The sequence below is a fragment of the Glaciibacter sp. 2TAF33 genome, assembly GCF_052114945.1.
In the GTDB taxonomy this organism is placed as follows: domain Bacteria; phylum Actinomycetota; class Actinomycetes; order Actinomycetales; family Microbacteriaceae; genus Cryobacterium.
This window is the reverse complement of sequence record NZ_JBFRFS010000002.1, coordinates 241,807-253,682: the sequence shown is the minus strand read 5'-3', so window position 1 is coordinate 253,682 and position 11,876 is coordinate 241,807. Positions and strand designations below refer to the sequence as shown.

The 11,876-nt window shown below is 65.8% G+C and carries 12 protein-coding genes; 9 read left to right on the top strand and 3 right to left on the bottom strand.

The annotated features are described in order from the left end of the window. The first annotated feature begins 8 nt into the window (after positions 1-8). The 5 genes from AB4Y94_RS02785 (at position 9) to AB4Y94_RS02765 (ending at position 5,164) form a co-directional block, all read left to right on the top strand. On the top strand, positions 9-776 hold the full coding sequence (locus tag AB4Y94_RS02785) for an SDR family NAD(P)-dependent oxidoreductase (protein WP_441724491.1): 768 nt from the start codon (positions 9-11) through the stop codon (positions 774-776). Between the two features lie 25 nt (positions 777-801). After that, positions 802-1,932 carry an acyl-CoA dehydrogenase family protein gene (locus AB4Y94_RS02780; RefSeq protein ID WP_441724489.1) on the top strand — a complete coding sequence of 377 codons (1,131 nt, stop codon included), beginning with the start codon at positions 802-804 and terminating at the stop codon, positions 1,930-1,932. Further along, complete coding sequence (locus AB4Y94_RS02775) at positions 1,925-2,908, top strand: acyl-CoA dehydrogenase family protein (protein WP_441724487.1); 984 nt, start codon at positions 1,925-1,927, stop codon at positions 2,906-2,908. The genes AB4Y94_RS02780 and AB4Y94_RS02775 overlap by 8 nt, the downstream gene beginning before the upstream one ends. Next, positions 2,905-4,764: an AMP-binding protein gene (locus AB4Y94_RS02770; RefSeq protein WP_441724486.1), complete on the top strand. Its 1,860-nt coding sequence runs from the start codon at positions 2,905-2,907 to the stop codon at positions 4,762-4,764. The genes AB4Y94_RS02775 and AB4Y94_RS02770 overlap by 4 nt, the downstream gene beginning before the upstream one ends. A 220-nt stretch (positions 4,765-4,984) precedes the next feature. Beyond that, positions 4,985-5,164, top strand: coding sequence for a hypothetical protein (locus tag AB4Y94_RS02765; RefSeq protein ID WP_441724484.1), 180 nt, complete (start codon positions 4,985-4,987; stop codon positions 5,162-5,164). 21 nt (positions 5,165-5,185) lie between these two features. Here AB4Y94_RS02765 and AB4Y94_RS02760 read toward each other — a convergent pair whose 3' ends face one another. The 3 genes from AB4Y94_RS02760 to AB4Y94_RS02750 form a co-directional block, all read right to left on the bottom strand. Beyond that, positions 5,186-6,166, bottom strand: a complete 981-nt coding sequence (locus AB4Y94_RS02760) for an SGNH/GDSL hydrolase family protein (RefSeq protein ID WP_441724482.1) — start codon at positions 6,164-6,166, stop codon at positions 5,186-5,188. Between the two features lie 102 nt (positions 6,167-6,268). Further along, positions 6,269-6,586, bottom strand: coding sequence for an alpha/beta fold hydrolase (locus AB4Y94_RS02755; RefSeq protein WP_441724611.1), 318 nt, complete (start codon positions 6,584-6,586; stop codon positions 6,269-6,271). Next, a complete protein-coding gene (locus tag AB4Y94_RS02750) occupies positions 6,468-6,821 on the bottom strand; it encodes an epoxide hydrolase N-terminal domain-containing protein (RefSeq protein ID WP_441724480.1) in 354 nt (117 codons plus the stop codon). Before AB4Y94_RS02750 ends, AB4Y94_RS02755 begins: the two co-directional genes overlap by 119 nt. Positions 6,822-6,999: 178 nt before the next feature. Here AB4Y94_RS02750 and AB4Y94_RS02745 point away from each other — a divergent pair, with 178 nt between their 5' ends. From AB4Y94_RS02745 to AB4Y94_RS02730, 4 genes are read left to right on the top strand one after another with little or no spacing between them, the layout of a single operon-like run. Beyond that, positions 7,000-8,217 carry a cytochrome P450 gene (locus tag AB4Y94_RS02745; protein WP_441724479.1) on the top strand — a complete coding sequence of 406 codons (1,218 nt, stop codon included), beginning with the start codon at positions 7,000-7,002 and terminating at the stop codon, positions 8,215-8,217. After that, a complete protein-coding gene (locus AB4Y94_RS02740; RefSeq protein ID WP_441724605.1) occupies positions 8,217-9,458 on the top strand; it encodes an epoxide hydrolase family protein in 1,242 nt (413 codons plus the stop codon). The genes AB4Y94_RS02745 and AB4Y94_RS02740 overlap by 1 nt, the downstream gene beginning before the upstream one ends. Continuing rightward, a complete protein-coding gene (locus tag AB4Y94_RS02735; RefSeq protein WP_441724477.1) occupies positions 9,455-10,636 on the top strand; it encodes an MFS transporter in 1,182 nt (393 codons plus the stop codon). The genes AB4Y94_RS02740 and AB4Y94_RS02735 overlap by 4 nt, the downstream gene beginning before the upstream one ends. Then, entirely contained in the window at positions 10,633-11,826 is a 1,194-nt protein-coding gene (locus AB4Y94_RS02730; protein ID WP_441724475.1) for an MFS transporter, read from the top strand. The genes AB4Y94_RS02735 and AB4Y94_RS02730 overlap by 4 nt, the downstream gene beginning before the upstream one ends. The last annotated feature ends 50 nt before the right edge of the window (positions 11,827-11,876 follow it).

The following is an 11,876-nucleotide window of genomic DNA, read 5'->3' as shown; positions in this document are numbered from 1 at the left end:
AGGACGACATGCTCTCGCCCCTCGAGATTTTCTCCCTCAAAGGCAGGACCGCCGTACTGACTGGTGCATCGGCGGGCCTCGGACGACGCTTCGCCGACGTGCTGGCCGGCGCCGGCGCGCACGTGGCGGTTGTCGCGCGTCGCGTGGAATTGCTGGACTCGTTCGTTGCCGCCCATGCTGGAAGCATTGCCATCCGGGCCGACCTGGCGAGGCCCGACGACGTCGACGGCATCGTCGAGCGCGTTCGCGCCGAATACGGCACCCCGGACATCATCGTCAACAACGCCGCCTACATCGCCGGTGGGGTGAAGGCGGAAGACGAGACGGCAGAGCAGATCACCTCGACCCTCAACGTCAACCTGGTGTCGCCAATCCGCCTGGTCCAGGCGTTCCAGCCCGGCATGCGCGAGCGGGGAACGGGAAGTATCGTGAACGTCACATCCATGGTCGCGAGCGTCGGAATCGGTCGTTTCCCACAGGCCGTGTATTCAGCGTCGAAGGGTGGACTGGAATCCATCACGCGCGAATGGGCGGCACAGTGGAGCCGCTACGGCATCCGAGTCAACGCCATCGCCCCGGGCTTCTTCGAGAGCGAGATCACCAAGGACGTCATCGGGCTGGAGAAGGTTCAACAGTGGATCCTGCAAAACACGCTGCTCCCGCGCCACGGCACTCCCGAAGACTTCGACGGCGCCCTGCTCTATCTGGCAAGCGATGCCAGCCGATACGTCACAGGTCAGACGCTTACTGTCGACGGCGGATGGACGGCACACTGACATGACCATGACGGAAGGTTCCCACGTGAAAACCAGACCGGACTTCGTTGCGTGGCTCACCGAGCACGCAGCGGAACTGGCAGACCTGAATCCCCGTCCCGACGACGAACTTGAGACGCGCGTGGACAAGAGTCTTGCGCTCCTCGGGCGGCTTCACGCCGCGGGAATCGTCGGATGGGGTTGGGCCGAAGATCTGGGCGGCTTCGGCGGCGACGCAACCGATCGCGCCGCGCTCTATGACGCGTTGACGGAGACCGGATTCGGTATGCCTGAGCAGGTCGGCGCCCTCGAAGTCCTCGGTTCCGCGTTGACGACCTACGCGCCGGAACTCGCGCGACGTGCCCTCCCGGCCGTTTTCGAAGGTCGTGAGCTGTGGTGCCAGGGCTTCTCTGAGCCCGAAGCCGGAAGCGACCTCGCGAGTCTCCGGACGACAGCGAAGCAGACCGCCGACGGCTGGGTGATCGACGGACAAAAGGTCTGGACCTCCCTCGGCCATCGCTCCCGTTGGTGCGGCGTCCTGGCCCGGACCGGGGCCCCGGAAGGTCGCCACCGCACCCTGACGCTGTTCTGGGTCGACCTCGAATCATCGGGGGTCACCGTGCGGCCGCTGCAGACGACGACCGGGGAGGCCGAGTTCTCTGAGGTCTTCTTCGACGCCGTCAGGGTGCCAGCCGATCACATCATCGGCGAGGTGGACGGTGGTTGGAAAGTCGCCATGCACCTGCTCCAGTACGAGCGTGGCATGTGGGCATGGCAGCGTCAGGCGATCATGCATGCAGCCCTCGACGACCTGATCGCCAAGGCGGGTACGCACCCTGCGGCAGGCGAGACCGTCGGTGCAGCCTATGTCGCTCTGGCAGCGCTGCGGGCTCGCAGCCGACAGACCGTTCAGCGTCTGGCCCGGGGGGAGCGGCTGGGGCCAGAGGTGTCCATTGACAAGACGCTGTTGAGTTCTGCGGAACACGTCGTCAGCGATGCTGTCCGTGCACTGCGGGTGAACGACTTCCTCTTCGGCGACGATGCCGATTCAAAACGCATCCGCGGCGAGTGGTACTACTCGCGGGCCGCGTCTGTCTACGGTGGCGCCGTCGAAGTCCAGAAGAACATCATCGCCGAGCACGTGCTCGGCCTTCCCCGAGAGGAACGACGTGGCTGACGAACTCGAGGGTGAAGTCCGCGAGGCGACGCGGGATCTCATCGCCTCCAGGCCCCAGGGACTGTTGTGGGCGGATCTGGACGAGATGGGCTGGTTTGAACTCGCCGAGGAGGACCCGAAACTCGCCGTCGGTGCATTGTTCGAGGGCCTCGGCGCGGCCGCCGTGGGATCCGAGGCACTGGACGCGGCAGTGCTGATCGCGCTGGCTGCGGCTGGCGCTGAGCTCTCTCTCGAGAACCGTCCTGCGGTTGTCTACTACCCGCCGGGACGTCATGCCGTGGGCCTTCTCAGCGCGACGAAGGCAACGGATGTGGACGGCATCGTCCTGTCCCGCGTCGACAACCCCGGCACGTTCCTCGCACCGTTGAGCCGCGAGGACGGGACGACAGTGCTCGCTGTATTGGATGCCGAGGGCACCACGTTCCACCCGATCAGAGGTGCCGATCCGGCACTGGGGCTTCGCCGGGTCACGGCCGCGGCCGCAACGGTTCTCGGTGAACTGGGCCCCGAGTACGCATCTCTGCTCGCAATGGCTGCCCGCCGTGCGGTGACACACGAATCGATGGGACTCGCACGCGCCATCCTGGACGTCGCCGTGGAGCATGTCACCAGCCGCAAACAGTTCGGCCGGACGATCGGCAGCTATCAGGCGGTCCAGCACCGCCTCACCGACATCGAGGTCGCACTGGGTGCTGCCGGCGCTGTGGCCGCGCTGACCTGGGAGGGTGAACCGGACTCCGTCACCATCCTGACGGCGAAAGCGCTGGCTGCGAAGGCACTCGATACCGCGGTGGGCAATGGCCTGCAGGTATGCGGTGGCATGGGCTTCACCGACGAGTTTCCCCTGGCGCGCCTCGTGCGCCGCGCACTGTTCCTGTCCGCGTTCCTGGGCGGTGCCTCACAATTGTCCGGGGCAGTCGGACGGTCCATCATTGCGTCGGGACGAGCGCCGCGCCTCTCGGGATTCGCGGCATGAGGCCCAACGAAGACATTCCGGACTTTCCGGCTGTAGGCATCACGACGATCGCGGCGGCCGCACGGTGGGCAGGCGAGCACTTCGCCGATTTACCGGCAGTCGTCGAGGGCGACCTGCGCTGGACCTTCCGTGAGTACATCGATCGGGCAGAGGCGATCGCGGCTGGTCTCGTCGCCATCGGAGTGCACAAAGGCGACCGGGTCGGCATCTGGGCCCCCAACTCCGCCGATTTCGCGGCCACGGTGCTCGGAATCGAGTTGGCCGGCGCGGCCCTGGTCCCGTTGAACACACGATTCACCGTGACCGAGACCGGCGACATCTGCGGCCGGGCATCCGTCAAAGCGGTGTTCACCGTCACGACTTTTCTCGACCGGCCGTATGCGGACGAGCTTGCGGCCCACCGGGCGGAGCGACCGGAAATCCTGGCGGGAGGCGCTCCCGTCGTCACGTTCGACGGCGGAGGAGCGGACAGCATCGAACGTCTCATCGCCCGGGGGACCGAAGAACACCGCCGCGAGGTGGACGCCCGGGTGGCCGGCTTGACCCCTGATGACACCGGGATGATGTTGTTCACGTCCGGAACGACGGGCCGCCCGAAGGGCATTCGCCTCGGGCACGGCCAACTGTTGCGTGCTTACTGGCAATGGGGCGGCATCCTGGGCGTGGAGACGGGGGACCGTGTCCTGCTCAGCAATCCCTTCTTCCATGCCTTCGGGCTTCTCGTCGGACTCCTCCTGGCGCTCGTGCGAGGCACCACCGTGTACCCCGTGGCGGTTTTCTCCTCGGCAGAGGCGCTTCGACTGATCGAATCCGAAGCCATCACGTTCTATCCGGCTCCGCCGACGGTATTCCAGACGATTCTGCAGGACCCCGCGCTGCAGTCGACTGACACGAGCTCCCTGCGGATCGCTGTCACGGGCGCGACATCGATCCCCCCGTCGTTGATCCGGGCGATGCACGAGGTACTGGGCATCGAACGGGTCTTCTCTCCCTATGGCTTGACCGAAGCGACCGGCGTTGCGACCCTGACCCGCTTCGGGGACTCGGTGGACACGGTCGCGCTGACGGCGGGCCGTCCGGTTCCCGGCGTCGAGGTCGCGGTCCTGCGACCGGACGCGGCCCACGCCGATGCCGGCGAGGTCGGTGAGATCTGCGTCCGCGGGTACAACACGCTGGTGAGCTACCTGGACGATGACACCCCACTGACGGATGAGCGCGGATGGCTGCACACCGGCGACCTCGGGGCACTCGATGCGGCGGGCAACCTGCGCGTGACCGGTCGGCTGAAGGACATGTTCATCGTCGGCGGATTCAACGTCTACCCGGCGGAGGTCGAGGCAGTGCTCGGTTCCCACCCCGGCGTCTCCGCCGTTGCGGTCGTCGGAATCCCCGACGACCGGCTCGGAGAGGTGGGCGCAGCGTTCATCATTCCGAAGGCCGGCGCCAGCGTCGAGGAGACCGAACTCGTCGAATCAGCGGTGGCGCGGCTCGCGAACTACAAGCGGCCACGGCGCTACTTCTTCGTCGACTCGTTTCCCGTGAACGCGAGCGGCAAGGTCTTGAAGCACGAGCTGGCAGCGAGCCTCACCGCACCGCCCGATGAGCAGCCAACCCGCCACGCAAGCGACCCGCCGGTGATGACCCCGCAGAAACCGCTTCCGTCGGGCTTTGGCCCCGAGACGACGGCGGATGAGGCGCTCGGGGGACCAGACCTGACCGGGATGGTGGGGATCCCTCCGGTCGTCCGCTGCACATGCTCATCAACAATGCCGCGGTCCTCGGGCACCCCCGGCAGCGGGACAGCCGCGGCTTCGACTACACCCTCGCCGTCAACCACCTCGGCCACTACCAGCTGACGGCGCGGCTCTGGCCGGCACTGATCCGGGCTGAGGGAGCCCGCGTGGTCACGTTGTCTTCGCGGGGGCACCGTTTCGCGAACCTGGAGTTCGACGACCTCCACTTCGAAAACCGCCCATTCGACGACACCGTGTCAAGACAGCTCGTGCGCGAGCTCAGGCGACATACGGCCCCCGGCGCACCGCGGAGCAGGGCGCCGCAACGACGGTCTGGTGCGCAGTGAACCCCCGACTCGACGGAATGGGCGGTGTCTACTGCGAAGACGTGGACATCGCCGAGCCCGTCGACGCATCCACGACAGCCACGCCCGGGGCGCGGCCATGGATTCTCGACCGCGACCTGGCCGAGCGCCTCTGGACGGTGACCGAGAACCTCACGAACGTGCGGCTGCCGGGATAGGTCAGGCTCGGGCGGTACCGGTCAACGCGCGACCCGCGTGAGCGCCGCCGCAGCCGCGGCGCCGATCGCGGCATGGCCGGCATCGTTCGGGTGGATTCCGTCGGGATCGAGCTGCCCTGTCGTGATCAGACCCGCCCCAGACACGAGGTGCACGTGGGAATCCGCGTTTTCGTCGCGGAACGCGTCAACAGCCTCCTCGATGGCTCCGCGGAGGTCGGAGAGGCTCGCTCCCGAGCCGTTTCGCGTCTCTTCGGCGGCCGGCCGGATCACCGGACTCAGAACGAGAATCGGTGTTTCAGGATGTCCGTTCCGCACCATGCTGAGGAAGAGTCGCATCAGCTCCCCGATGTACCGTGCATCCATCTCGATTTGCGACCAGCAGTTCGTGCCCCATGCGAGGCTGATCACGTCGGCTGGTGTGGCGGCCAGGTGAGCCGCGACCGGCAACTCGCCGCGTGCAGCGCCCGCAAACCCGAGATTCAGCAGATCGAAGCCGGTCGCCCGGGCGGCGACCGCGGTCCAGGCGGAACCGGGATCCGTGCTGGTCCATCCCTGGGTGATTGAGTCACCGTATGCGACCCATTTCGTGGAGAGCTCGAGCGGTCGAGCCTCACCGCCCTGTGCGTGCACGCCGAAGAGGCGGGGCTCGAAACGCTCGGGAAGATAGATTTCGACCGTCATGTCGGGATTCCGCTCGGGCAGTTCGATGCGCACGGTGGTCGTGGTGTCAGCGGTGACCGGGACGGCTCCCCGACGTTCACCGTCGACATAGACCGTGAACTCGCCGTGGTCGGCCGGCGTCGCCAGCGCCAGCACATCGCCCGTCTGGACGTCGATGTCGACGGCCGCCGCGTCGCCGGTGAAGCCGAACCGGACGCCCGCAGGCACCCGCGAGGCCTGGACCGTGTCAGCAGTCCATCGTTCCATTGCTGAGGCCGGCACCCGGCGGGGTCGAGCGTCTTCGACCGAGACGGCTCCCAGCAGCAGAGTATTGGCTTCCACTTGCGGCACGCTCCTTCGTCATGGGGTATCCTCGCTAACATTACCCAGATAAGAAGCGCTCCGGCGAGACAAGGGGCACTTTGCGGGCTCGCCGGGAAGCCCTCACCGCAGGGCCCGGAAGGAAGCACGCACATCCGCCACGAAGGCGTCGGGCTGCTTAAAAGGCGCGAAATGACCACCGCGGTCGTGCACTCGCCACTGCCGTAGATCGAAATAGCGCTCAACCCAGGCGCGAGGCGCGCGACGGATGTCCTCAGTGAACACCGAGACTGCAGACGGCACCTGCACCACCGGCAGGCGGTCATGCCCGGGACGCCAGGGGTCCCGCACGGCGTTCGCGTAGTAGCGTGCCGAACTGGCATATGTGCCGGTGAACCAGTAGGTTGACGCGATATCGCAGAGGTCGTCCTTGTTGAACACCGTCTCGCGCGACGAAGACGTGATGATTGGCTCCGTCCACCGTCACCGCGTACTGCTCGAGCGCGTTCATCCGCTCCTGGGTGGCCCGCCAGTCGTGGGAGTGCCGCCAGTGGTCCACCAGTTCGCGCAAGCCAGCGGCGGGGAAGCCGTAGTCGCCGTCAATATTGTCCGGATCGTCCGGGAAGCGCGTGACCGAAAGGCGCCTCCACAGGTCGTCGACATCGCCCTGCGACACCGCGATCTGAAAGGGATCGGATGCCGATCGGGAGTGGCCGGGACTGTGATCCCGAGGTGCACAGCACTCCTATAGTCGGATGCGCGGAAAGCAAAACCGCTATGATTTAAATCATTAAGGCCGATGACGCCGTCGGCCGTAACCCATCACAACGCAGTGAATGAGGAGTTGGCACCGGATGACCACAACGACCGCACCCGAAAGTACGCCCGCGAAGGCTCCAACCTTTCCGCAACTACGCGACGACCCGTTCCGGCCACCGGCAGCCTATGAGCAGTGGCGTGAGGAATCGGCGGTCGGTGCGGTGGGGCTGCACAGCGACCAACGGGCATGGGTGGTGTTGCGCTACGAGCAGGTTCGAGAGACCCTGGAGCACCCGGGCATATCGGTCGACGCACAGCATCCGCACTTCCCGAAGGTGCGCAAGGGTGTGACGTCGAGGGCCAACGACACCATGCTGCGACACATGGATGCGCCGATGCACGGCAAATACCGACGGATGATGGCGCGCCAGTTCACCGCGAAGCGCGTGAGCGAACTGCAGCCGGAGCTCGAGCGGATCGTCACGGAGACTGTGGACGCGATCCTGGCCACAGGCGGCCCGGTGGACCTCCACCAGGAACTCAGCCTGGTGATCCCGACGAAGGTGATCTGTGCGCTGCTGGGTGTGGACTATGCGATCAGCGGCGACATCCAGCGGCTGTCCAACCTCACCACGTCCGCCTCCACTCCGGCGGATGAATTGGTGGCGGCCGCGCAGGAGATGTACGGGCTCCTGGATGCCGAGATCAACGCGCAGTATGAGAACCCGCGCAACGGGCTGATCGGCACGCTGATCGAAGAATCCCGGAAGGGAGAGATAGAGCACCGTCAGATCCTCGGACAGACGTTCATGACGATCGTGGCCGGCCATGAGACGACTGCGAACACGATCTCGATGGGCATGCTGCAATTGTTGGACGCGCCCGCAATTCGGGAGCGCGTCGCAGCTGACCGGTCCCTGATCCCCGGGATGGTCGAGGACATGATCCGGATGCACTCCCTGGTCGATGGCACGCTCTCGCGGGTCGCCAAGGAGGACATGGTCATCGGCGGGCAGCAGATCACCGCAGGCGACGGAGTCATCGTCACGATCAGCTCGCCGAACTACGATCCGCGGCGCTGGGAGAACCCCTACCAGCTTGATATCGACCGCAACGACCGCGCCCACATCAGTTTCGGGGCGGGCGTGCACTCGTGCCTCGGTCAGAACCTTGCCCGCGCCGAACTCTACCTTGCCTTCGAGCAGTTGCTGACCCGCATGCCCACCCTCCGTCTGGCCGACCTGCCGGAGCCCGTCACCATGCAGAACGACGGTTTCATCTACGGGGTTCGCAATTTGATGGTCGACTGGTGATGCCTGTCCTCCACGGCGGGGGAGAGACGCTGGGAGGGATTGACGCGCTCACCCCGACCCCGATCCATGTCGCGGAGGAGGTCCTGGACGACCTCCGCCGGCGTCTGTCCAACATCCGATGGCCCGTCGACGCCGGGAACGACGACGAGTTCTACGGCGTCAGCCGCAAGCGCCTCGAGCCGCTCGTCGAGTACTGGCTAACCGGATACGACTGGCGCCGTGCAGAAGCGGAGATCAACCGCTTCGAGCAATACACGGTCGAGATCAACAACGTGCCGGTGCACTTTATGCGCCGAGGCTCTTCGCGGCCGGATGCTGTTCCGCTCATCCTCACGCACGGTTGGCCCTGGACGTTCTGGCACTGGGCGAAAGTGATGGACCCACTCGCCGAACCACCCGCCGGAGAGCCGGCGTTCGACGTGATCGCGCCCTGCTTCCCCGGCTTCGGGTTTTCGACGCCACTGCCGAACCACCCTGATATGACGTTCGTTCAGGCCGCGGAGTTGTGGCACACCCTCATGCGAGACGTGCTGGGCCACGACCGGTATGCCGTCGGAGCGAGCGACTTCGGCTCGCTCGTCTCAGCACAGCTGGCACACAAGTACGAAGATGAAGTGATCGGCCTGCACCTCGGGCTGCCCATACCGCTCACCGCGTTCCAAGGCGATCGGGCCTGGGACGTCACCGGCGGCGCAACCCTTCCCGCAGACGTCCCCGAAGACCTCCGCGCCGGAGCGAAGGGGATCGCTCGCAAGTTCGCGATGCACGTGGCCGCTCATATGTTCAGTTCAAGCACGCTGTCGTTCGGGTTCTCCGATTCGCCGGTTGGGCTGCTGGCCTACCTGCTCGAGAAGTGGAGCCGCTGGAGCGACTGCGATGGTGAGATCGAGAATGTCTTCTCGGCGGACGACATCCTCACTCACGCGATGATCTACTGGGTCAATGACGCGATCGGAACGTCGATGCGCACCTACGCAAACACGAACCGCTACCCGTGGACGCCGTCCCACGACCGGATGCCGCAAGTCGGCGTGCCGACCGGTATCACCTTCGCCGGCTTCGAGAACCCTCCGGGGGTGACCACCGAAGAGCGGGTGGCGCACTACCAACGCCTCCCGAGGGCGGCATGGTTCAACGCGACGAACCTCCGCGCCCACGAGCGTGGCGGGCACTTCATACCGTGGGAGATACCTGACGAGTGGGTTGCCGACCTCCGTGAGACCTTCCGAGATCGGACGTGAATATCCGCATCCTTGTCCTCGCATTCGGGATGGTCGCGAGCGGTATGAATTCGCTGCTTGTCGCCGGACTCCTGCCAGCGGTCGCCCGAAGCCTTGACACCACCGAGGCCGCAGTCGGCATCAGCGTTTCGGTGCTCGCGTTGACCTACGCGCTGACAGCCCCCTTCATCCCCATCGCGTTCTCGCGATTCGGCAGGCGCGCGATATTGATCGCCGCGATGATCGTCTTTCTGATCGGTGTCCTCCTTTCGGCTTTCGCGTGGGACATCTGGAGCTTCTACCTGGCCAGGGCCATCAGCGGGCTCGGCGCAGCGGCGTACGCCGCACAGGCCATAGCAGCGGCGATTGAGATCTCTCCGCCTGGCCGCAAGGGCGCTGCCGCTTCATGGGTGAGCATGGGCTTCGCGGTCTCGATGGCACTCGGAGTCCCCGTCGGGACGCTTCTCGGCAACGCCTTCGGCTATCCGATCGCCTTTCTGCTGACAGCGCTCATCGGTGTGGTCACCGTTATCGCACTCATGACAATGCGACTGGCCATCCCCGTGCATCCGGTTGCGCCATCCGTCCGGCAGCAGTTCCGGCCGCTCGCCTCGCCTCCGGTCCTGGCCGTCCTGGCGTTCACTTTCTTCTACTCGGTTTCGTTCTTCATCGTGCTGATCTACCTGTCTCCCATCCTGGTTTCGGCCGCTGGTGTTGACGTCACGATGGTCGCGGCCGCGTTGGCCGTGTTCGGTGTCTGCAACGTCGTCTCCATGGCCATCGGGGGGCGGCTGATCGATCGATTCGGCGGTCTGGCCGTCATTGTCGTCTGCCTCATGGTCATGAGCGTCGTTACTCCACTCCTGGGGGCGCCGGTCGGAGCCCTCGGGGCTTTCCTCTCCATCGCCGCGTTCGGCCTGACCGGGTCCGTCATCGGACCGGCCACGAATGTCGTCCTCGGTCGCATGCATCCGCAGAACCCCGCGACGGTGGTGGGAGCGAATATGTCGGCTGTCCAGCTCGGGGCCGCGGTCGGCGGCGCGGCGGGCGCAGCGATCTTGACGGCGGCCGGGGCCAGTTGGACAGCCTTCGCAGCCGGGCCGCCGGCCATTACTGCCGCGTTCATTTGTTGCGGCGTGATACTGGTCCGGCGGGCGCGCAAGTCCACCGAACAGGCGACCACGAGGGTGGCAGCGTGAACTGGCGACTGGTCTTCGTCCTGTTCGCCGTGTATGCGGTGGGAACGAACGCACTGATCATGGCTGGCATCGTTCCCGCAATCGCCACGGGGTTGAACACGACCGAGGCGATCGCAGGCCTCGGCCTGACCGTGTTCGCCTTGACCTACGCAGCGATCGGGCCGTTTCTGCCGATCATGCTGTCGCGGTTCGGGCGACGGACGATCATGGCCGGGGGTCTTCTCCTCTTCGTCGGCGGCACGGTCTTGTCGGGGCTCGCGCAAGATGTCGGGACCTTCATGCTGTCTCGGGTGATTGTCGCGGTCGCTGCGGCGGCAATACCGCCGCAGGCGGCGGCGATCGCCATCGCGATCTCGCCACCCGGGCGAGAGGGCCGGGCACTCGGACTTCTGACCGCGGGTATCCTCCTGTCAATTGCGACCGGTGTGCCTATCGGTTCACTTCTCGGACTCTGGCTGGGGTACTCGGGCGCATTTCTGTTCCTCGCTTCCCTCGGGATCGTCGGCCTTATCGGATTGTTCTTCATCCCACCCACCCCGAAACCGGTGAAGGCGACGGTCGCGGAACAGTTCGCACCCTTCCGCCGCCCGGCTGTGCTCGTGCTCGGACTGTGCGCGTTGTTGTTCGCCTGGTGCCAGTACTCGATCACCACCTTCTTCGCTCCTCTCCTGAAGGAGTCGGCGGGGATCTCCGACATCGACATTCCCATTCTGCTGGTGATGTACGGGCTCGCAGGCGTGGTCGCCGCTGCCTTCGGCGGAAGGCTCATCGATCGGTTCGGAGGATATCCCGTAGCCATCGGCGGATTCGTCGCGATCACCGTCACCACGCCGCTGTTCTCGGTGGCGTCGAGTTTCGTGATCGCGGCGATCGTCGTCGTTGCCTGGAGCCTCGCGCAGAATGTGACGTTCCCCGCCGCGCAGGTCGAGATGGGCCGCCTCCATCCGCCCAACGCTGCAACGGCGTTCGCCTTGTTCGCCGCCCTCGTTCAGGCCGGCGGTGCGATCGGGACCGCGGTCAGCGCTGGGGTTCTGGAGGCGCTCGGAGCGCGGTGGATCCCGCCTGTCGCAGCCATTGCAAGCGTCGTCGGAACGGTCGTGATCAGCGTGCTCGCCCACCGTCTTCGCCGCCGCGCGACAGGCGGAGAGACGTCCGTAGGCGAGCCCGTGGCTGGCCTTCCAGCATCCTGACAAGGATTAACAGCACAGACCCTTTCTTTGTGTTATCGTTGGCCCGGCAA